The organism is Mesorhizobium sp. LSJC285A00 (assembly GCF_000503155.1).
Lineage (GTDB): Bacteria > Pseudomonadota > Alphaproteobacteria > Rhizobiales > Rhizobiaceae > Mesorhizobium.
In genome coordinates, this window is sequence record NZ_AYVK01000039.1 from 49,543 (window position 1) to 68,886 (window position 19,344).

18 protein-coding genes, 1 tRNA gene and 4 pseudogenes are annotated in these 19,344 nt (G+C 62.4%); 17 read left to right on the forward strand and 6 right to left on the reverse strand.

What is annotated here, in order from left to right; translation table 11 throughout:
• The first annotated feature begins 1 nt into the window (after position 1).
• Positions 2–709, forward strand: coding sequence for a helix-turn-helix transcriptional regulator (locus X726_RS1000000170765; protein WP_156933719.1), 708 nt, complete (start codon positions 2–4; stop codon positions 707–709).
• A 119-nt stretch (positions 710–828) separates the two neighbouring features.
• Complete coding sequence (locus tag X726_RS143585) at positions 829–1,695, forward strand: NAD(P)-dependent oxidoreductase (RefSeq protein ID WP_023672462.1); 867 nt, start codon at positions 829–831, stop codon at positions 1,693–1,695.
• 130 nt (positions 1,696–1,825) lie between these two features.
• On the opposite strand, the gene X726_RS143580 is transcribed toward X726_RS143585, so the two are convergent.
• Entirely contained in the window at positions 1,826–2,341 is a 516-nt protein-coding gene (locus X726_RS143580) for a TIGR00645 family protein (RefSeq protein WP_023672463.1), read from the reverse strand.
• A gap of 326 nt (positions 2,342–2,667) precedes the next feature.
• A complete protein-coding gene (locus tag X726_RS143575) occupies positions 2,668–4,863 on the reverse strand; it encodes an OmpA family protein (RefSeq protein WP_023672464.1) in 2,196 nt (731 codons plus the stop codon).
• A 202-nt stretch (positions 4,864–5,065) separates the two neighbouring features.
• Here X726_RS143575 and X726_RS143570 point away from each other — a divergent pair, with 202 nt between their 5' ends.
• Both X726_RS143570 and X726_RS01000000167450 read left to right on the forward strand, forming a co-directional pair.
• Positions 5,066–5,512: a YcgN family cysteine cluster protein gene (locus X726_RS143570; RefSeq protein ID WP_023672465.1), complete on the forward strand. Its 447-nt coding sequence runs from the start codon at positions 5,066–5,068 to the stop codon at positions 5,510–5,512.
• 220 nt (positions 5,513–5,732) lie between these two features.
• Positions 5,733–6,077 (forward strand): hypothetical protein, encoded by a 345-nt coding sequence (locus X726_RS01000000167450; RefSeq protein ID WP_023672466.1) that lies wholly within the window; start codon positions 5,733–5,735, stop codon positions 6,075–6,077.
• 268 nt (positions 6,078–6,345) lie between these two features.
• On the opposite strand, the gene X726_RS143565 is transcribed toward X726_RS01000000167450, so the two are convergent.
• On the reverse strand, positions 6,346–7,056 hold the full coding sequence (locus tag X726_RS143565) for an SIMPL domain-containing protein (RefSeq protein WP_023672467.1): 711 nt from the start codon (positions 7,054–7,056) through the stop codon (positions 6,346–6,348).
• Positions 7,057–7,190: 134 nt separating this feature from the next.
• Between X726_RS143565 and X726_RS143560 the strand changes: the two genes are divergently transcribed.
• Positions 7,191–7,266: transfer RNA gene (locus X726_RS143560), tRNA-Ile, on the forward strand.
• 229 nt (positions 7,267–7,495) lie between these two features.
• Here X726_RS143560 and X726_RS143555 read toward each other — a convergent pair.
• A pseudogene (locus X726_RS143555) lies at positions 7,496–7,756 on the reverse strand (cyclic nucleotide-binding domain-containing protein); the annotation flags it as partial.
• Positions 7,757–8,091: 335 nt separating this feature from the next.
• On the opposite strand from X726_RS143555, the gene X726_RS143550 reads away from it, so the two are divergent.
• The 11 genes and pseudogenes from X726_RS143550 to X726_RS1000000171965 form a co-directional block, all read left to right on the forward strand.
• Entirely contained in the window at positions 8,092–8,709 is a 618-nt protein-coding gene (locus tag X726_RS143550; RefSeq protein WP_023672469.1) for a cupin domain-containing protein, read from the forward strand.
• Positions 8,710–8,850: 141 nt separating this feature from the next.
• Positions 8,851–9,792 (forward strand): substrate-binding domain-containing protein, encoded by a 942-nt coding sequence (locus tag X726_RS143545; RefSeq protein ID WP_023672470.1) that lies wholly within the window; start codon positions 8,851–8,853, stop codon positions 9,790–9,792.
• Between the two features lie 98 nt (positions 9,793–9,890).
• Complete coding sequence (locus X726_RS143540) at positions 9,891–10,688, forward strand: ATP-binding cassette domain-containing protein (RefSeq protein WP_023672471.1); 798 nt, start codon at positions 9,891–9,893, stop codon at positions 10,686–10,688.
• Entirely contained in the window at positions 10,685–11,695 is a 1,011-nt protein-coding gene (locus X726_RS143535; RefSeq protein ID WP_023672472.1) for an ABC transporter permease, read from the forward strand. The genes X726_RS143540 and X726_RS143535 overlap by 4 nt, the downstream gene beginning before the upstream one ends.
• A 1-nt stretch (position 11,696) precedes the next feature.
• Positions 11,697–12,785 carry a phosphotriesterase gene (locus X726_RS143530; RefSeq protein ID WP_023672473.1) on the forward strand — a complete coding sequence of 363 codons (1,089 nt, stop codon included), beginning with the start codon at positions 11,697–11,699 and terminating at the stop codon, positions 12,783–12,785.
• Positions 12,786–12,817: 32 nt separating this feature from the next.
• A complete protein-coding gene (locus tag X726_RS143525; RefSeq protein WP_023672474.1) occupies positions 12,818–13,588 on the forward strand; it encodes a glutamine amidotransferase in 771 nt (256 codons plus the stop codon).
• A 6-nt stretch (positions 13,589–13,594) separates the two neighbouring features.
• Positions 13,595–14,503 carry a ribokinase gene (locus X726_RS143520; RefSeq protein WP_023672475.1) on the forward strand — a complete coding sequence of 303 codons (909 nt, stop codon included), beginning with the start codon at positions 13,595–13,597 and terminating at the stop codon, positions 14,501–14,503.
• Positions 14,500–15,342 carry a BtpA/SgcQ family protein gene (locus X726_RS143515; protein WP_023672476.1) on the forward strand — a complete coding sequence of 281 codons (843 nt, stop codon included), beginning with the start codon at positions 14,500–14,502 and terminating at the stop codon, positions 15,340–15,342. The genes X726_RS143520 and X726_RS143515 overlap by 4 nt, the downstream gene beginning before the upstream one ends.
• A 70-nt stretch (positions 15,343–15,412) precedes the next feature.
• A pseudogene (locus tag X726_RS143510) lies at positions 15,413–15,727 on the forward strand (BtpA/SgcQ family protein); the annotation flags it as partial.
• Positions 15,724–15,921 (forward strand): annotated as a pseudogene (locus X726_RS1000000171960) (Zn-dependent hydrolase); the annotation flags it as partial. The pseudogenes X726_RS143510 and X726_RS1000000171960, both read left to right, overlap by 4 nt.
• A 1-nt stretch (position 15,922) precedes the next feature.
• Positions 15,923–16,078, forward strand: a pseudogene (locus X726_RS1000000171965) (Zn-dependent hydrolase); the annotation flags it as partial.
• A gap of 697 nt (positions 16,079–16,775) precedes the next feature.
• Here X726_RS1000000171965 and X726_RS1000000172495 read toward each other — a convergent pair.
• Positions 16,776–17,042: a hypothetical protein gene (locus X726_RS1000000172495; protein ID WP_348626778.1), complete on the reverse strand. Its 267-nt coding sequence runs from the start codon at positions 17,040–17,042 to the stop codon at positions 16,776–16,778.
• Positions 17,042–17,959, reverse strand: a complete 918-nt coding sequence (locus X726_RS01000000167455; protein ID WP_348626779.1) for an acyltransferase — start codon at positions 17,957–17,959, stop codon at positions 17,042–17,044. The genes X726_RS1000000172495 and X726_RS01000000167455 overlap by 1 nt, the downstream gene beginning before the upstream one ends.
• 428 nt (positions 17,960–18,387) lie before the next feature.
• Between X726_RS01000000167455 and X726_RS143505 the strand changes: the two genes are divergently transcribed.
• A partial coding sequence (locus tag X726_RS143505) for an adenylate/guanylate cyclase domain-containing protein (RefSeq protein WP_023672480.1) occupies positions 18,388–19,344 on the forward strand: 957 nt, incomplete at its 3' end.

Consider the following 19,344-nt stretch of genomic DNA (forward strand, 5'->3'; position numbering starts at 1 on the left):
GATGGAAAGCGACACGCTGACAAGGCCGGAGCCGGGTGGGCCGGAGGTGGGTGGGCCGGAGGTGGCGGGCGGCGGACGCCAGCTCGTGGTGCTGATCGCGCTGCACGATGCCGCGCGTGCCGAGCGCCTGTCGGCTTCGCTTGCCATGGCGGACGATCTGCTTCCGGTCGTGGCCGGCAGCGGGATTGCCGACGTCGCTGTCGTCGATGACGCTGTTGCGAACAGTGCGGCCTGGCTCGATCGGGCCGATGGTGGCAACAGCGCAATCCCACGGGTGCTGCTATCCGCGAGCGCTGGCCGGCCGGAAAACCGGGTGCTTGCCGTGCTGCCTTTGGCGTCGGATGCGAATCTGATCGCGGCTGCCGTCAGACTAGCGGCGGCCGGCTACCGGGTGTCCAGGGATGGGCGTTCGACGCCCGCTCGCCACGACGATTTCGATGGCGCCGCCAACGGCGGAAGCCATAGCGGGCTGTTCGGCGAGGAGCCGTTGGACGATGGCGCTACCGCCCGTCCGGCGCTGTCGCCGCGCGAGGCCGAAGTGCTGGCGCTGCTGGCCGAAGGCGCGCCCAACAAGGTGATCGCGCGGCGGCTGAACATCTCCGTGCACACGGCAAAGTTCCACGTCGCCGCGATCCTGATCAAGCTGGGTGCTGCGAACCGCACGGATGCCATCGCGATCGCGATGCGGCAGGGCCTGGTGCTGGTCTAACCCCCTTATCCATTTGAGCCTACGTTGCGTAACCCGTTGCAGGCTGCCGAGGCCTTGCGCAGTGCATTGCCGCCGCGCAATGGTTCGCGTCAGTGATGTAGCAAGGGAGGTGCCAAGACATGTCGCTCAAGGGAAAAACGCTGTTCATCTCCGGCGGGTCGCGCGGCATCGGTCTTTCGATCGCGCTGCGAGCTGCGCGCGACGGCGCCAATGTGACGATCGCGGCCAAGACCGCCGAGCCGCATCCGAAGCTGCCGGGCACGATCTACTCGGCAGCTGAGGAGATCGAGCAGGCCGGCGGCAAGGCGCTGCCTGTTTTGTGCGACATCCGCGAGGAGGCGCAGGTGGCTGAGGCGGTTGCCAAGACCGTCGAAAAGTTCGGCGGCATCGATATCTGCGTCAACAATGCCAGCGCCATCCAGCTCACCGGCACGCTGGAGACGGACATGAAGCGCTACGATCTGATGCACCAGATCAACACGCGCGGCACCTTCCTGGTGTCGAAAATGTGCATTCCGCACCTGAAGTTGGCAAGCAATCCTCACATCTTGAATCTGGCGCCGCCGCTCGACATGAAGGCCAAATGGTTCAAGAACCATGTCGCCTACACCATGGCCAAGTTCGGCATGTCGATGTGCACGCTGGGGATGAGCGCCGAGTTTGCCAAGGACGGCATCGCGGTCAATTCGCTGTGGCCGATCTCGACCATCGACACGGCTGCGGTGCGCAATCTGCTCGGCGGCGCGACGGTGGCGGCGATGAGCCGCTTACCCGACATCATGGCCGATGCCGCACACGCCATCTTCATGCGCTCATCGCGCGAGACATCAGGCAATTTCTACATCGATGAAGAGGTGCTGCGGGCCGAGGGCGTGACCGATTTCGCGGTCTATGCGCCGGGCGCGACCGGGCCGCTGGCCGGCGACTTTTTCGTGCCGGACGCGGTATTTGCCAATTCGCCGACGAACGTCAAAAGCATCTACTGACGGAAATCACGGGCCGACGGCGCTGCTTCCTCATCCACCTGCCGGCGTTTTTCGAAAAACCAAGCAATTGGCTTTTCGCCCGCTGTGCGGACCAGCCTCACCTCCCCATGAACGGGGAGAAAGGGGCTCATCACTCCTCGCCCTTCTTGCCTTTGCTCAGTCCCATCAGCCGGTCGATATAGGCCAGCATCAGCGCCGAGACGACGAAAGCGAGGTGGATGATGGTCAGCCACATCAGCTGGTCGATCGTATAGGAAGACGAATTCAGGAACACCTGCAACAGGTGGATCGAGGAAATAGCGACGATGGTCGAGGCGACCTTGACCTTCAGCGAACCGACATCGATCGTACCCAGCCAGTGCACACCGCCATCCTGGTCGTCGAAGCGGCTGACGAAATTCTCGTAGCCGGAGATGATCACCATCACCACCAGCGAGGCGACAAGTGCGGCGTCGATGAGGCCGAGCATCTTCAGGATGGTGTCGGTGTCGTCGAGTGTGAAGGCGACCATGACGAACTCGTAGAGTTTTTTGCCGAAGGACAGCGCATAGACGGCGAGCGCCAGGGCCAGCCCGATGTAGAAAACCACCAGCAGCCAGCGTGAGGCGAGGATGATCGATTCGATGGCGAGTTCGAGACGTTTCATGCAGCGGTTCCGGTCAGCTTTCTGAGGTCGACTGGGGTATTTCGATCAGCTTGCCGCAGTTTGCAAGGCAAATTGCGACGCAAAAAAACCCCGCCGGGAGGGCCGGCGGGGTTCAATGCATCCCGCTGGAGTCGGGACGGGGCAGGGAACGCCCAGGCTTGAATCTGGGGAGGGCGGCCGCTCTATTCAATGAGCCGGTTCTAATACCAGTACAATTCTTGCTGAACCGGGATTGCTGTCCGCAGCTCGACCCATCCCGATCTGCCGGGATGGGTCCTTGTTGTCGATCTGATTCCAGAAAGCTGCTCAAGCCATTGGAAAGCAGATCAATTGTTACTCGCCACCGGTGCCACCAGCGAGGTGATGCGACGGATGCCGACACGGCGGTTCTCGCGGTTGGGCGCCGTGGTGTTGACCTTCAGGTATTCCTCGCCATAGCCCTGAGTGGTCAGGTTTTCCGGCGGGATCCCGAAGGCATTGGTCAGCGCTTCGGCGACAGACTCAGCGCGCCGGTCGGACAGAGCAAGGTTTGCTTCCGGCGTGCCAACCGCATCGGTGTGGCCTTCGATCAGGAAGGTTTCGGCCGGGTTCTTCTTCAACAGTTTCTCCATGGCCGTGGCGACGCCTTCCAGTTTCTGCACTTCGGTGTCGGATATCGAGGCCGAGCCGAACTCGAAGTTCAATGTATCGAGGTCGACGCGACGGGCAATGTCGCGCACGCGCGCCGAACGCTTCACTTCGTCGATGGAATAGAGGCGCTGGACCTTCTCCACCGGCGGTTGTTCGAGGAACTCGTAATAATCGTCCGGGCTTTCGACATCTTCCGAATCGAGGATGTACTCGCGGCGCGGGATGGTGAGCCGCATCGGCGGCAGGTCGTCACCGGGATCGCGCCAGTCATTGTCGTCGTCATAGCTGCGCTCGTCGACATAGCTCAGCACATATTCGTGCCCATCCGGCGTGATGCGCGATCGCCTGATGACGTCGCCATTGCGGTTGCGGATGGTGACGATCTGGATGCCATTGTCGCGCTCGACGATTTCCCGAGAGCGATCGCCCGACAGTTCCTCATAGTAAACATTCCTGGCGCCGCGGTGCATGCGCGGAGCGTCATTGCTTTCCACGATCGTCTGGTTGTTGAACTGCAGGATGACGCGGTCGCCGAGTTCCTTGACGACGTCGACGCCTTTCGGACGCCGGCGGTCGCGGACGTTCTCATCGGGTGCGCGCTCGACGCGTTTGCCTTTTTCCTCCGTCACCGGGGCGATCTTTTCTGGCTGAATTGCCTGCTGAGCTGACCTGTCGTCGGTGGGCGGCGGTCCCTGGTCGACCGGAGCCGGCTTCGGGGCTTGCGCCTCGGTGCCGCCCTGCGCGGGCTGCTCGCCCGTCTGGCCGCCAGCATTCTGGCCGTTCCCATTTTGGCCGTCGCCATTCTGGCTGTTGCCGCCCTGGTCCTTGCGGTGCTTGCGCCTGGCATCCTTCTGGCTGTCCAGGATGGGTGCTTCGTCGGGGTTGGCCGTGGCTTCGCCTTGCGCCGGCGTCTCACGTTGCGCGGGCTGCTCGGCATTGGCCGGTTGCTCCGCAGGCTGTGGTTCACCGGTCGCAGGCTGCTGTTCGCCCGTCACCGGCTGTTCGCCGACAGTTTTTTTGCCGTGCTTTTTCGCCTGATCCTTCGGCTGTTCACCTTCGGCGGGAGCCGCTTGCTGATCGGCCGGGGGCTGAATCGGCTCGGCCTGCGGCGCGGGCTCTCCGGCAGGCGCAACTTTGACGTCTGGCGCTTTGTCGGCAGGCGCGGCCTCAATCTGCTGATCCTGCTTGCGCTTTTTCTTGCCCGACTTGTTGTCGTTTGCCGGCGCCACCTGTTCGGTGGGCGCTGCCTGCTCGGCAGGCTGCTGGGCCGGCTGTTCAGCGGGCGCCGCTTCGATCTGCTGTTGGTCGCGCTTCTTCTTGCGTGGCTTTAGCGGCTGTTCTTCATTTGCCGGAGCTACCTGTTCGGCCGGTTGTTCAGCCGGTGCTGCCTCGATCTGCTGCTGGTCACGCTTCTTCTTGCGTGGCTTGAGCGGCTGCTCATCGGTCGCCGGCGCTGCCTGGGCGCCGCCCTCATCCGCAGGCGCCGCCTCGATCTGCTGCTGTTGATTGCGCTTCTTTTTGCGCGGCTGCTGTTCCTCGGCGGCAGGTGCGGCCTGTTCGGCCGGGGCCTGCTCGGTCTGCTGCTGATCCCGCTTCTTCCTGCGCGGCTGTTGTTCCTCGGCGGCAGGGGCGGGTTGCTCTGCAGCCGGTGCAGGCTGCTCGGCGGCCGGCGCTGCCTGTTCGGCCTGCTGGCGTTTCTTTTTGCGCGGCAGTTCCTGGTCGGTCTGCTGACCATCTGCAGCAGGGTCGTCCTGGACCAGGATCAGTGGCGCGGCCGTGTGCTGCAAGGGGCCGAAAACGGCGTTGCCCTGCAACGGGGATGCGCCCAACGGCGCGGATGCCATAAGCAGGCCAAGTGCCGTACCTGCCAGTACCCGTGGTTGGCGTTTCATCTTAAATTCTCCTTGTGGGGTCCCATCCCTGCCCAAACTGTCCTTGACCGGATTGGTTCCGGTTTGCAGGCATTACCCGCACCCAAGGACGATTGACCGGCGTTTTGAAGGCAACTTCATGTTTTTCCTATGGTGCGGCCGGAACTTGAAGTCACACAACAGCTTGACCTTGCCGCATGCGGAGGCCACATCTCGACCCATAATGGAAACGCCGTTCTGGAAGACCAAGACGCTGGAAGCGATGACGCCCACCGAGTGGGAATCGCTGTGCGACGGCTGCGGAAAATGCTGCCTGTCTAAACTCGAGGACGAGGATACCGGCGAGATCTACTGGACATCAGTCGGCTGCCGGCTGTTCGATGGGCAAAGCTGCCGCTGTTCGGACTATGCCAACCGGCTGGCGCGCGTGCCGGACTGTGTCGGGCTGACGCCGCAGAATGTGCGCACCATCACGTGGCTGCCGAAAACCTGTGCCTACCGGCTGGTTGCCGAGGGGCACGACCTCTATTGGTGGCACAGGCTGGTGTCGGGAAGTGCCGAGACCGTTCATGATGCCGGCATCTCCATGCGCGGCCGCGTCCGCGCCAGTGAGACCGATCTGGCCGAGCCGGACGATTATTTCGACTATATGCTCGACGACGAGCCCTGAGCATTCTGGAACGGACGTTGCCATAGGGCGTTCCGCGCCATTGGACGTTTTTGACGGTCAGGATCGTTTGCAGCGGTGGAAGGGGCGGTTGCTTTTGACCTGTCGGGCAGATTAACCGAAAATGAACGGCCGGTTCGCGAAGAGTTCAGATTGCAAGGAGCATTCTCCCCCCATCGGTTCGACCAAGACGGGCGCAAGCCCTCAACAAGGAGAGAAGACAATGTTCAACTCATTCAAGACGGCAGCCCTTTCGGGTCTCGTAGCTCTCGGCACCCTTGCCGCAGTGCCCGCCCAGGCGGACTCGATCTATCTCGGCTTCGGCAACAACCATGACCGCCGCGTCGGCGTCTACACCGGCGACGATGAGGACGGCTTTCGCCGTGACCGCAATTGGCGCCGCTGCTCGCCGGACCGCGCCCTCGACAAGGCCGAGCGCATGGGCCTGCACCGCGTCCGCATCGTCGATGTCAATCGCCGCGTGGTGAAGGTCGCCGGCCGCCAGTATGGCGATCGCGTAGTGGTCGTGTTCGCCAATGAGCGCGGCTGCCCGGTTATCTATCGCTAAGAGAACCAGACTGATCTTCTGCGAAGATCAGTCTGGGATACGACCTTCTGCGAAGGTCGATCCGGAGGCATGTTCCTCTGCCAGGATCAGCCTGGAGTACCAGGAGTAGCGGCATGACCCTTCTAGGGTCAGCCAGGAGCCCCTTTCCCTCCGCGGAAAGGTGCGGCTCGAAAAAACCCCGGAGGCCAGTCCTCCGGGGTTTTTCATGTCGGAAATCTGCGGTTCCGGCCGACGGGTTCAGCAGAACCGCGCCCAGCCCGGCGGCCTGCTACTTAAGCTCGAATGTCACTGTTACCTGCACGGCGTAGGCATTCTCGCCGGCCTGCACGGGAACCGCGGCGCCTGCCGCATCGAAGGCCTTTGCATTGATCGGCATCGGCGCCGGCGCAACGTTCTGGTCGGTGATTTCCAGCACCCGGCCTATGCTGACGCCGGCGGCTTCGGCCAGCGTCTTGGCCTTGGCCATGGCATCGGCGACCGCCTTCTTGCGGGCTTCGGTGACGGCAGCTTTCGGATCCTCGTTGGAGAACGAAATGCCTCCGCCCTGATTGACGCCGAGCGACACAGCCTTGTCGAGAATCTCACCTGTTTTGTCGATGTCGCGGATGCGCACCGAGAGTGTGTTGGTCACCTGGTAGGCGACAAGCTCGGCTTCCTGGCTGCCGTCCGGTTTGTTGGTGTAGTTGTAACGCGGGTTGATCTGGATGCCGGCGGTCTGCAGGTCGCGGTCCTTGATCCCTGCCGACTTCATTGCCGCGATCACGGCGGCCATGGCGTCGTTGTTGGCGTCGAGTGCCGCGCGTGCGGTCTTGGCCTCGCGCATGACGCTGAGCGTCAGCAGCGCCAGGTCAGGCGCCACGGTCGACTGGCCTTCACCCGACACGATGATCCGGGGCGGGGGCAGCGAATCGGCAGCGCTTGCCATCGCCGGAAAAGCGATCGCGGCGGCAAGTGCGAGCGGCAAAATATGTCTGGTCATGAAAATCTCCTCGATGTGCGATCCAGTCGCGCCTGTCGACTAGGGCGCGAATATGGGCTGATTTGGGCGATCTCGGCCAGCCCGTCCGGAAAGCCTTGTGCCGCGCAAGGAAAAACACTAATCCAGCGCGCGTGGGGCCTGTAGCTCAATGGTTAGAGCCGGCGGCTCATAACCGCTTGGTTGGGGGTTCGAGTCCCTCCGGGCCCACCAAAATTCACATATAACTATGTGATTTCATTATATTTTTTCTAAGATGCCCACAACGTGGACTCGAACCCCGCCGCCGAGGAGAATCATCCAGTCCGCAATCGGCCCTCGGCTGATCGCCGGTGATGCCGAGGGCTAGGCTACATTCCGCGTGGCCCGGAGCATGTTGTCATTCACTCGCTCATGTTCTGAAGCGCGTTGTGCCTGACGATTTCCACGCATCGCAGACNGTGTCGGCTTCGAAGCCGAATGTCTCTCCGGATAGGTGAAAGGCACTGATCTGCCGGCGGCCGTCAGCAAGCAGGCGATAGACGCGGACAGCGCCGAACTCCACCTGGTAGAAGGCTCCGGCCTTCTCGCCCTGGGCGTAGATTTCCGCACCTGCGGAATAGAAGCTGAGTGGTTGCAGCGGTGCGGGCTCGAAAGCCTCAGGCAGGTTGGGCAGGGTAGACCGTGACGGCAGCGAAATTCTGGAGGCGGTGTAGGCGTACATGGCTGTTTTCCGGGTTGATCCGTGACACAGCTATCGCCCGAATCGGCCGGCGCGGGAGCACTATGTGCGATTGTTTGGATGTGAGCCAATACGGGCTTTGCGCGTTGTTGTTGAACTTGCGAAAGCCCTTTCCAGCCAAGAGGCTTGAGAGGAACAATTCTTCCGGGCAGTTACTCGCAAATGCGCCGAAGGCGTCGTAGCGTTTGGTCGGGGATGATGGTTTTGAAAAGCCCAGCCGAGTCGATTGGATGCATCGTCCGTTTTTCACAGGATGGACAACGCCTGGGATCAGTTTTACGAGTCAGCCCAACCAGCGGAGATGTTCGCGTCCCCAAATGAACAAGATGGACACCCAAAACAGCAAGGGCGGCGACGAGCGCTCGACCGCCACCAGCCTTCTGCGGCTCGGCATACGGTTGAAACTCTCCCGGCAGACGCGTGGGCTGACCTTGAAGGCGCTAGCCGCCGCCGCGAACTGCTCTGAAAGCCTGCTTTCCAAGGTCGAGAACGGCAAGGTCTCGCCCTCGCTTCCCATGCTGCACCGGCTTGTCGAGGTGCTTGGCACCAACATTGGCTGGATGTTCGAGGAATCCGATGGTGAGGAAGGCATTGTCTTTCGGGCTGGATCGCGGCCGTTGATCGCGCTCGATCCGCTTCGGCGCGGCGAAGGCATTTCGCTCGAGCGCGTCATTCCGTATTCGCCCGGCCATCTCCTGCAGTGCAACATCCATCACATCGAGGCGGGAGGTGAGAGCGCCGGCCCGATCCAGCACGCTGGCGAGGAAGTCGGCTACCTCCTGGAAGGTGCGATCGAATTGATGGTCGGCGAAAAGACGTTTCGCCTGTCGGCCGGCGATTCCTTCGTCTTCAATTCCGAACTGCCGCACTGGTACCGCAATGTCGGCGACGAACGCGCCAGCATTTTCTGGGTGAACACGCCGGCAACATTCTGATCGGGCGAGCCCCTCATTTGTCTTCGTTGATGCCAATTCAAGTCACTTGACAAGAAATCAAGCATCTTGAAATATGCTCTGCGCTCAGGCGCCAGGTGAGCCCGATCAAGGGCCTTTTCGAGAAAACCAAGGGGAACCGGAATGCGTCTTACCAAGATCCTTTCAGGCTGCGCCGCAGCCATCGCCATGACCCTCGCCCTCGGCTCTGCTTCCGCCATGGCCGAGACCTATGCGCTGGTGACCATCAACCAGCAGGCCCTGTTCTTCAACCAGATCAATGACGGCGCAACGGCTGCCGCAAAGGCTGCCGGCGTGGACCTCGTCATCTTCAACGCCAACAATGTACCAAGCGCGCAGAACGACGCCATCGAGAACTACATCACCCAGAAGGTCGACGGCATCATTCTCGTCGCCATCGATGTCAACGGTGTGAAGCCGGCCATCACCGCGGCCAAAGCCGCCGGCATTCCGGTCATCGCCATTGACGCGCAGATCCCAAATGGCGACAACGTCGCCTTCGTCGGCGTTGACAACACCAAGGCAGGCGAGGATATCGGCAAGTCCTACGCCGAATACGTGAAGACTAAGCTGAGCGGCACCGCCAAGATCGGCGTCGTTGGCGCGCTCAATTCGTTTATCCAGAACCAGCGCCTCGACGGCTTCAAGAAGGCTGTCACCGACAGCGGCCAGAAGGTCACCTTCCTCGACACGGTCGACGGCCAGAACGTCCAGGACGTCGCCCTGTCCGCCTCCGAAAACCTGATGACCGCCAATCCTGACATGACGACGCTTTACGCGACCGGCGAGCCGGCTCTGCTCGGCGCGGTTTCCGCCGTCTCCAGCCAGGCCCGTACGGGCGACGTCAAGGTGTTCGGCTGGGACCTGACCAAGTCGGCGGTGCAGGGTCTCGAAGAGGGCTGGGTGGTCGCTGTCGTCCAGCAGGATCCGGCCGGTGAAGGCAAGGCTGCCATCGAAGCTTTCGTCAAGCTCAAGAAGGGCGAGAAGATCGACCCGATCATCAACGTTCCGATCACCATCGTGACCAAGGAAAATGTCGGCCAGTTCAAGGACATGTTCAAGTAGTATCCTCCCCGGACCGCTGGGCTGCGCATTGACCCGAGGGTTGCCTGCGCAGCCCGGCGACCAATTGAACATGTCGCGCCCAGAGAATTGGAACCATGATGAGCGATGGCGAGACCTACCGCGTCAGGATGACCGGTATTTCCAAACGGTACGGCCCTATCCAGACGCTGGACGATGTCTCGCTGAACCTGAAGCCTGGCGAAGTGCTCGGTCTGGTCGGCGACAATGGCGCCGGCAAATCCACCTTGAGCAAGGTGCTGTCCGGTGCGGTCATTCCTGATGCCGGCACCATCGAGATCAATGGCAAGGCGGCGTCTTTCTCGTCGCCGGCCGATGCCCGCGCCGCGCGGGTGGAGATGGTCTACCAGGACCTTTCGCTCTGCGACACGGTGGATGTGGCGGGCAATCTCTTCCTCGGCCGCGAGCCGCGTCGCCGCGTTCTCGGCGTCCCCTTTCTCGACAACAAGCGCATGCATGGCGAGACGCGCCAGATGCTCGACCGGCTCGGCATCGTCATTGCCGATACCAGGCTCAAGGTCGAAAACCTCTCCGGTGGCCAGCGCCAGTCGATCGCCATCGGCCGCGCCGCTTCCTTCGATCCGTCGGTGCTGATCATGGACGAGCCGACGGCCGCCCTTGCGGTGGCGGAAGTCGAGGCGGTTCTGGAACTCATCCGCGCCGTCAGCGCCCGTGGTGTCAGCGTCATCCTCATCACCCATCGCCTGCAGGACCTGTTCCTGGTCTGCGATCGTATCCAGGTCATGTACGAAGGCCGCAATGTCGCCGAGCGCAAGATCGGCGAGACCAGCATCGAGGAGGTCGTCAACCTGATCGTCGGCCGCAAATTCACCGCGCGCTCGGCCCGCGCAAGCCGCGATGAGGGGGTCCAACCATGAACGTTACCTCCGCCGGTGTTGGCGCCTCGCCCAAACGCGCTCACAACAGCACGTGGAAGGATGTGGCGTTCGCCAATGGCAGCGTCGTCTCGATTGCGCTGTTCTTCATCGTCGTCTGCGCGGTCTTCTCGCTGATCACCGGTTCCTTCCTGACGACGCCCAATCTGCTCAACATCGCGCGCCAGTCGGCGCCGCTGCTGATCGTTGCGGCCGCGATGACCTTCGTCATCACCACCGGCGGCATCGACCTCTCGGTCGGCTCCGTGCTGGCGCTGACGGCAACGCTGTCGGCGGTTTTCCTGCAGGCCGACCTGCCATGGCCGCTGGTCGTCATCGCCATGCTGGCGCTTGGTGCTGCGATCGGCGCCTTGCACGGCTTCTTCATCGCCTACGAGCGGATACCGCCCTTCATCGTCACCCTTGCCGGGCTCTCCGTCATCCGCGGCGTGGCGTTGCTGATCACCGGCGGCTATTCGATCCCGGTCGAACCGACCAGCTTCTTCGTCAACATCGGCAGGGCCTGGTTTCTCGGCGTGCCGGTACCGGCGCTGCTCGCCCTTGTCGTGCTGATCATTGCCTATCTCGCCTTCAACCAGACGCCGTTCGGCCGCTATGTCACCGGCATCGGCGCCAATACAGAGGCCGTGCGCCGAGCCGGTGTCGATACGCGCTTCATGACGCTCTTCGTCTACATCCTGTCGGGCATGGCGGCGGCGGTGGCCGGCATCATCCTCGCCGCCCGGCTCGGTTCCGGCTCGTCGAATGCCGGCCAGGGTTTCGAGCTCGATGTCATCGCCGCCGTGGTGCTTGGCGGCACCAGTCTGTTCGGCGGGCGCGGTACGATCATCGGCACTGTGCTCGGCGCGTTGACCGTCGCGGTTATCGGCAACGGCCTGATCCTGGCGCACATGTCCCCATTCCTGACACCGATCGTCACCGGCACAATTATCCTCGTTGCCATCTGGCTGAATTTCCGGCTGTTCAAGGGCGCAACGCGGAGCCGCTGACATGGATCATCTGTTCGACGACAAGCCAAGGGAACGGGCACCGATCGGTGTTCGCTCCGGCACGGTGATGACCGTTACCGGCCCGGTTGCGATTGCCGATATGGGCGTGACGCTGATGCATGAACACATACTGCTCGATGGCGCGACGTCGTGGAAATGCCCTTGCCATCCCGACGAGAAGAAGATCGCCGAGCAGCCGGTCAGCATGGAGATCATCGGCGAGTTGCGGATGAACCCCTACATGAACCGCGACAACGTCTCGCTCGACGACAGCGACCTAGCCCTTTCGGAGTTGGCGAAATACCGGGCGCTCGGCGGCCATACCGTGGTGGATGCGACCAACATTGGCATTGGCCGCGATCCGGTGAAGCTGGCGCGCATCGCCCGCGCCTCTGGATTGCGGATCGTCATGGGGACGGGCTTCTACCTGCAGCACACCCATCCCGTCTGGCTGAAAGCGATGGACGTTGACGACGTCACCGAATTCCTCGTCAATGATGTCGGCGGCGGGTCGGCGCAGCCCGAAATCATTGCCGGCATTATCGGTGAGGTTGGCGTCAGCAAGGATTTTACCGACGAGGAGCGCAAGTCGCTGCGGGCCTCCGCCCGTGCGGCCAAGATGACCGGCGTGCCGCTGACGATTCATCTGCCCGGCTGGGAGCGGCTGGCGCATGATGTGCTTGACGTGGTCGAGGCAGAAGGCGCGGATCTCCGGCATACGGTGCTTTGCCACATGAACCCCAGCCACAACGATCTTGCCTACCAGCAAAGCCTCGCCGCGCGTGGCGCCTTCCTGGAATACGACATGATCGGCATGGATTTCTACTATGCCGACCAGGATGCGCAGTCGCCGTCCGACGAGCAGAATGCGCGGGCGATCCGCTCGCTGATCGACATGGGTCTGGTCGACCGGGTTCTGCTGTCGCAGGACGTGTTTCTGAAGATCATGCTGACCCGCTTTGGCGGCTTCGGCTACGGCTTCATCCTCAAGCATTTCGTGCCGAGACTGAAACGCCATGGTGTCGAGCAGTCGGCAATCGACACGATGCTCATCGACAATCCAAAGACTGTGTTCGCCGAGGGCCTCTGAGCCGCGGCTCCAAAACAAGATAGGGAGACTACATGTCCAGGAAGAAGGTTCTTCTCGCAGGCGAGTCCTGGGTCTCGACCGCGACCCACATCAAAGGCTTCGATCAGTTTCCCACCGTGACATATCACACCGGTGCCGATGAGTTGCTGGCCGCGATGAAGGACAGCCTGTTCGACGTCACCTTCATGCCGGCGCATGAGGCACAGCGGAATTTCCCGCAGACCATGGAAGCGCTTTCGGCCTATGACGCGGTCGTGCTCTCCGATCTGGGGGCCAACACGCTGCTGCTTCACCCCGATACCTGGATCCACTCCAAACCGACGCCGAACCGGCTGCGCCTGTTGCGCGACTATGTCGGCAATGGCGGCGGTCTGTTGATGTTCGGCGGCTATTACAGCTTCCAGGGCATCAATGGCGGCGCGCGCTATCACAAGACGCCGGTTGAGGACGTTCTGCCGGTCATCTGCCTGCCGGTGGACGACCGTGTCGAGGTTCCAGAGGGCTATGCGCCGGTTGTCGTCGGACCGCAGACCCATCCGATCCTCAAGGGCCTCGGTAAGGACTGGCCAATCCTGCTTGGCTTCAACGAGGTCACGGTCAAGGATGGTTCGGAAGTTCTCGCCACCGTGTCCTCCGACTACCGTTCGCTGCCACTGCTGGTGACCGGCAAATATGGCCGGGGCCGCACTGTCGCCTGGACCTCGGATGTAGGGCCGCATTGGCTGCCGCCGGGCTTCATCGCCTGGAATGGCTACAAGACATTGTTCGAACAGATGCTGGGCTGGGCTACGGCCAAGGACTAGCAAGCCATGAGCGTCCATGTCGTCGGCAATGTCTGTGTCGATACAACGTTTCGGCTAGAGCGGTTTCCCCAGCCGGGCGAAACGCTGAACGCAGCGGAACATGCTGACGGACTTGGCGGCAAGGGTGCGAACCAGGCGGTGGCCGCGGCGCGCACCGGAGCCGATGTTCGCTTCCGTGCCGCGATCGGCAACGATCCTGCCGGAGTCTGGATCGCAGAGCAGTTGAGCCGCGATCTCGATGCCAGCCATCTGGCGGTACTGCCACTGCCCAGCGATCGGTCGACGATCATGGTCGATGCGCGCGGCGAAAACCTCATCGTCACCGGAGCCAGTTGCGCCGCCGCGTACAATCCTATGGCCGACAGCGGTTTTACCCGATCGATCGCACGCGGCGATATCGTAGTATTTCAGGGCAATCTGGGTCCGGATATCACGGCCACTTGCCTGAAGGTGGCGCGGGGCGCGGGAGCGATGACGATCTTCAATCCGAGCCCGCTTGCGGCCGACCACACACCGGGCTTGAGCGACGTCAGCGTCGTCATCGCCAACGCGGGCGAAGCGGCGCAACTGACCGGGGCTGGCGACCCTGCCATGGCGGCCCGCGACTTGATCCGTCAGGGCGCCGGCGCTGCCATCGTGACGCTTGGCGCACTCGGCTGCCTGGTCGATAACCAAGGACAGATCGACCGGTTCGCGGCGCCGAGCGTGGCTGTGGTGGACACCAGCGGCGCGGGCGACGTCTTTTGCGGTTGCCTCGCTGGTTGCCTCGCGGCCGGCATGGAGCTCGCCGCGGCTGCGCGGATCGCGGTCCGCGCGGCCGCTGTCTCGGTCGGACGCGCCGGCACGCTTGAGTCCTGCCCCGACAGGCGGGAGATGAAACTGCTCATGGAAACGACAGAAGCGGAAACCGCATGACACAATCCCCCAAACCCGTCGGCCAGGTGACGAATGATGCGCTGCAGTCGATCTTCGGCAGAAGCAAGGTGGTGATCGGCGTGGTTCATCTCGCCCCCCTGCCGGGGGCGCCGCGCTACCATGGCGAGGCGATCGAGGCCATCTATCAACGCGGCCTCGACGACGCCAAAGCCTATTTGCAGGGAGGGTGTGACGGCGTGATCGCCGAAAACCATGGTGACGTGCCGTTTTCCAAGCCGGATGATATCGGGCCGGAAACCTCCGCCTACATGTCTGTCGTCTCAGACCGGATCCGCAGAGAACTCGGCCGGCCGATCGGCATCAATGTGCTTGCCAATGCCTCCATTCCCGCGCTGTCGATCGCCAGTGCCTCCGGTGCAGCCTTCGTGCGCGTCAATCAATGGGCCAACGCCTATGTCGCCAATGAGGGCCTTATCGAAGGCGAAGCGGCGCGCGCCATGCGTTTCCGCGCTAGGCTTCGGGCCAACGGTATCCGCATCTTCGCCGACGCGCATGTCAAGCATGGCGCCCATGCGATCGTCGGCGACCGGCCGATCGAGGAGCAGGTCAAGGACCTCGTGTTCTTCGATGCCGACGCGGTGATCGCCACCGGCCAGCGCACTGGCCACGCCGCCGACCTCAGCTACATCAGGATGATCAAGGACGCCGCCGGACTGCCGACGCTTGTCGGCAGCGGGGTGACACCCGACAACGCCAACGATATCTTGGACATCGTCGACGGCGTCATTGTCGCCAGCTCGCTGAAATATGATGGAGTGTGGTGGAATCAGGTCGATCCGCAACGGGTGAAGGCCTTCATCCGCGGCCTGAAGCGGTGACTTTAGTGCCGGAGATCGACGGCGAGCGGCTGCTGGGCCGGCTCGATGCCTTCGCCCGGATCGGCGCGANGGCGCCCATGCGATCGTCGGCGACCGGCCGATCGAGGAGCAGGTCAAGGACCTCGTGTTCTTCGATGCCGACGCGGTGATCGCCACCGGCCAGCGCACTGGCCACGCCGCCGACCTCAGTTACATCAGGATGATCAAGGACGCCGCCGGACTGCCGACGCTTGTCGGCAGCGGGGTGACACCCGACAACGCCAACGATATCTTGGACATCGTCGACGGCGTCATTGTCGCCAGCTCGCTGAAACATGATGGAGTGTGGTGGAATCAGGTCGATCCGCAACGGGTGAAGGCCTTCATCCGCGGCCTCAAGCGGTGACTTTAGTGTCGGAGATCGACGGCGAGCGGCTGCTGGGCCGGCTCGATGCCTTCGCCCGGATCGGCGCGACGCCAGCCGGTGGCGTAAACCGACAGGCGTTCAGCATCGAGGATCGCGGCGCCCGGCGCCTGTTGGCGGAATTGGCGCTCGCGCGCGGCTTCGCGGTTTTCCAGGACGCCATGGCAAACCTTTTCNGCCCGGCGCCTGTTGGCGGAATTGGCGCTCGCGCGCGGCTTCGCGGTTTTCCAGGACGCCATGGCAAACCTTTTCATCCGCCGCGAGGGCACGGATGCCACCCTGCCGCCGCTGCTGATCGGCAGCCACCTCGACAGCCAGCCGACCGGCGGGCGCGAGGCAATGGCGAAGCTGATCCAAACGGCAGACGCGAGGCGCATCGCTTTCGTCGAATGTGCCCGCACTCGTGCACCAACGCGAAAGTTGCATGTGGCAGGGGCGCTCAACTCTCGGCAATAAGACGGCCCGCCGCTCTCGGCCCAGACGCGGCGGGCTTTTGCTTTGCAGATGCACCCGATCGAGGGCTGGCGCAATCCATTGATCCGAAGACTACAGCAGGATGTGGGCCTTGTGCCCGATCAGACCAGCCAAGATGATTATCACCGCCAAAACCACTGCCCATGAACAGGTTGCGGGCGACAAGCGCCTTTTCTCCCCGCGTACCGCTTGATCTCGCCAGCGCTTAGCCTAGTCAGCCCCTATGTTCATCTTGATCATCGGTTCGGTTGCCTTATCCACCACAGCAGGAAATCGCCGCGACATGCGCCAGCGCAGGGGAAGGGTTTGCCTGCCCGTTCCGGCTGAGTCGGCGCACCGTCTTAAGCTGAACTTCGGAAAAATTCGTCAAAGCGACAGTTGACGACAAGCTGATCTGGCCCTGTCTCATTCTCGTGGCCTCGCGCCTGTCGCCAATTACATCTACGACAACATTATCCGGTCCCTGCTGCGGCATCGGCCTTCATCTCGCCGCACACAAGAGGGCGTGACACAGTCGTAGGTGAATTCAATCGAGGGAACTGGCTGACTTGGCGCCCTACTCCGCCGGGGTCTTCTCGAGCACCGGCGCAGTTTTCCGGCCAAAGCGCTGGACGACGAAGCGGCCCGCCTTCTGGCCGGGGACCTCGATCAGAGTGTAGGTGATCCAGGACAGCAACGTCACCGTCGGCAGCACAACGGCAACGACGATGGCGAAGCGCAGCGGCGCCGACAATTCGTGGCCGAACTCACTGATGACGAACGCCGCGACGGGCTGCAGCACCAGCAGATGGATCAGGTAGATGCTAAAGGAAAGCTCGCCCATCAGGTGGAAGACCGGTTGCTGAGCGTCACGGCGATCGCTCGCGCCAGCGTTCCCGCCCTTCCAGGCAGCATGCGGTAGAGAACCAGGGCAAAGAAGCCCGCCACCAGCGCTTCGCGCACCAGAAGCTTGCCCAGCCCCTGATCGCCGCCAAAGGGCAGCGCCGCCAGCAGCAGCGCCAGTGCCAAGTACAGGATAGATCGCGGCTGGCTCTGATGCACGACTCCGGCCAGCAGCATCCCGCACAGGAATATCTGCATCTTCAGCGGCAGAAAGGACGGCATCGGAAAATGGATCGACAACAGCCGCATCGCAAACACGATGACGCAGCCGGCCGCCGCGACCACAAGGGCGCTCCTGATCCAGTCCAGCCTGCGCACCAGCAGCATGACGGCCGGGAACACGGCATAGAACTGCATCTCCAGCCCCAGGCTCCAGTCAGGCAGCGGCGTGCGATAGGCGAGGCTCGGCACCAGCCCAAACAGGAAGGTGAGATGAGCGACGATGTTTTTCAGGCTGCCGTCGAGGTAGCGTTCCGGCGCCTGGTGCGATCTGGAGAGGAAATCGTCGATGATGATCCTGCAATCGTAGAGATAGGGGCCAAGCGCCAGCGCCAGGAAAAGCATGACATAGAACAGCGGCGCAATCCTGAAATAGCGGCGCGTCCAGAATTTCAGCCAGGTTTCCGGTCTTTGCCAAGGCTCCTTTTCCTGGCGCAGCTGATAGTGGAACACCATCAGGAAGCCGGACAGCATGATGAACAGGTCGACGCCGAGATCCGGCTCGCTGACGATCGGAATTTGCCAGCCGGTCAAAAGCATGCAGTGCCCGACCAGCACCCAGATCGCCGCAAGCGCGCGAAGCCCGTCCAGGCATTCGATGCGCGACGATTTGATGATGCTGGTTTCGTAGCTAGCCATGTTGCACTGCAGCATGGCGCCTGAGGAGCGATTGTCAACCCGGTGAGAGATGACGAATTGCGGTTACGATGGCGGATGCCGAATTGTGCCGATCTCCTCGCCGGACAATAGGCTGAACGGACAGGCAGCTTTCAGGAAACCGTCAGCGCGGCCTGAACGACCGAAATGAGGCGCATTGCTGACCGGCAGCCTTGGGGCCGGGACCAGTAAGTCCGCTTGTGGCCAGTTAAGAACGACAGAGGCCGATCTCGACCCACATCAGCCATGCGGCAACATCCGGTTTCGCACAAGGCTGAGCCATGAGGGCAATGTCTTCAAAACGACGTGGTTGCATTATCGCTGTCCAGTAGGCCAAGCATGCTCGCATTCGAAACGCCAGTCGAATACGCTCAGCGAAGCTTTGAGCTAGGGAGGCAGGACAACCGCACATGGAGCGAAGGCTTACCGCGATCCTTGCTGCCGACGTGGTCGGCTACAGCACGCTCATGGGCGAGGATGAGGTCGGCACGCTCGAACGACTGAAGGGTTGCCGTCGAGAACTGGTCGACCCCGCGATCAAGGAATTCCACGGTCGGATTATCAAGCTCATGGGAGACGGGGCGCTGGTCGAATTCGCCAGCGTCGTTGATGCCGTCCAATGCGCTGCCGCGATTCAGCGCCGGATGGCTGTCCGAGACCCGGGCACCTCCGACCCCCGCCACATCCGGTTTCGCATCGGCGTCAATCTCGGTGATGTCATCGTAGAGGAAAATGACATCTACGGCGATGGCGTCAACATCGCCGCGCGCCTCGAGGCTATGGCCGAGCCGGGGGGTGTATGTATCTCCGGAACCGCATTTGATCATGCCGTTCACAAGGTTGATGTCGGCTTTGCCAGTCTTGGCGAGCAGCGCCTCAAGAACATCGCCGATCCGGTTCGCGCCTATCGACTGCTGCTGGATCCCGCAGCATCGGGAAAGGTCACGGCCGCGCCACACCGGCCGAGCTCGCGCGTCATCATCCTGGCAGGCGCCGCCGCCTTGGCGATCGCCGCGATTGCCGGCATTTTCGCATGGCAGAAGTTCTCAGTGCCATCGCGGCCATCGGTTGCCGTGCTGCCGTTTGCAAACCTCGGCGGCGATCCAGGCCAGGACTATTTCGCTGACGGCATCACCGAGGATCTGATCACCGACCTCACCAAGCTGTCCGGTCTGGACGTCATCGCGCGCAACTCGGTGTTCGCCTACAAGAACAAGCCTGCAGCGCTGGCGGACGTCGCGCGCGACCTTGGCGTCCGCTTCGTTGTCGAGGGGAGCGTCCGCCGCACCGGCGAGCAGATCCGCCTCAATGCCCAGCTCATCGATACGGCAACGGGCGACAATCTGTGGGCCAACCGGTTCGACCGT

What these genes read in the sequence shown, in the direction of transcription:
- X726_RS143585 (WP_023672462.1), top strand. Translation starts at nt 829, where the DNA reads ATGTCGCTCAAGGGAAAAACGCTGTTCATCTCCGGCGGGTCGCGCGGC.
- X726_RS143575 (WP_023672464.1), bottom strand. Translation starts at nt 4,863, where the DNA reads ATGAAACGCCAACCACGGGTACTGGCAGGTACGGCACTTGGCCTGCTT.
- X726_RS1000000170765 (WP_156933719.1), top strand. Translation starts at nt 2, where the DNA reads ATGGAAAGCGACACGCTGACAAGGCCGGAGCCGGGTGGGCCGGAGGTG.
- X726_RS143535 (WP_023672472.1), top strand. Translation starts at nt 10,685, where the DNA reads ATGAACGTTACCTCCGCCGGTGTTGGCGCCTCGCCCAAACGCGCTCAC.
- X726_RS01000000167450 (WP_023672466.1), top strand. Translation starts at nt 5,733, where the DNA reads ATGTTCAACTCATTCAAGACGGCAGCCCTTTCGGGTCTCGTAGCTCTC.
- X726_RS143525 (WP_023672474.1), top strand. Translation starts at nt 12,818, where the DNA reads ATGTCCAGGAAGAAGGTTCTTCTCGCAGGCGAGTCCTGGGTCTCGACC.
- X726_RS143545 (WP_023672470.1), top strand. Translation starts at nt 8,851, where the DNA reads ATGCGTCTTACCAAGATCCTTTCAGGCTGCGCCGCAGCCATCGCCATG.
- X726_RS143530 (WP_023672473.1), top strand. Translation starts at nt 11,697, where the DNA reads ATGGATCATCTGTTCGACGACAAGCCAAGGGAACGGGCACCGATCGGT.
- X726_RS143515 (WP_023672476.1), top strand. Translation starts at nt 14,500, where the DNA reads ATGACACAATCCCCCAAACCCGTCGGCCAGGTGACGAATGATGCGCTG.
- X726_RS143540 (WP_023672471.1), top strand. Translation starts at nt 9,891, where the DNA reads ATGAGCGATGGCGAGACCTACCGCGTCAGGATGACCGGTATTTCCAAA.
- X726_RS143565 (WP_023672467.1), bottom strand. Translation starts at nt 7,056, where the DNA reads ATGACCAGACATATTTTGCCGCTCGCACTTGCCGCCGCGATCGCTTTT.
- X726_RS143550 (WP_023672469.1), top strand. Translation starts at nt 8,092, where the DNA reads ATGAACAAGATGGACACCCAAAACAGCAAGGGCGGCGACGAGCGCTCG.
- X726_RS143520 (WP_023672475.1), top strand. Translation starts at nt 13,595, where the DNA reads ATGAGCGTCCATGTCGTCGGCAATGTCTGTGTCGATACAACGTTTCGG.
- X726_RS1000000172495 (WP_348626778.1), bottom strand. Translation starts at nt 17,042, where the DNA reads ATGGGCGAGCTTTCCTTTAGCATCTACCTGATCCATCTGCTGGTGCTG.
- X726_RS143580 (WP_023672463.1), bottom strand. Translation starts at nt 2,341, where the DNA reads ATGAAACGTCTCGAACTCGCCATCGAATCGATCATCCTCGCCTCACGC.
- X726_RS01000000167455 (WP_348626779.1), bottom strand. Translation starts at nt 17,959, where the DNA reads ATGGCTAGCTACGAAACCAGCATCATCAAATCGTCGCGCATCGAATGC.
- X726_RS143570 (WP_023672465.1), top strand. Translation starts at nt 5,066, where the DNA reads ATGGAAACGCCGTTCTGGAAGACCAAGACGCTGGAAGCGATGACGCCC.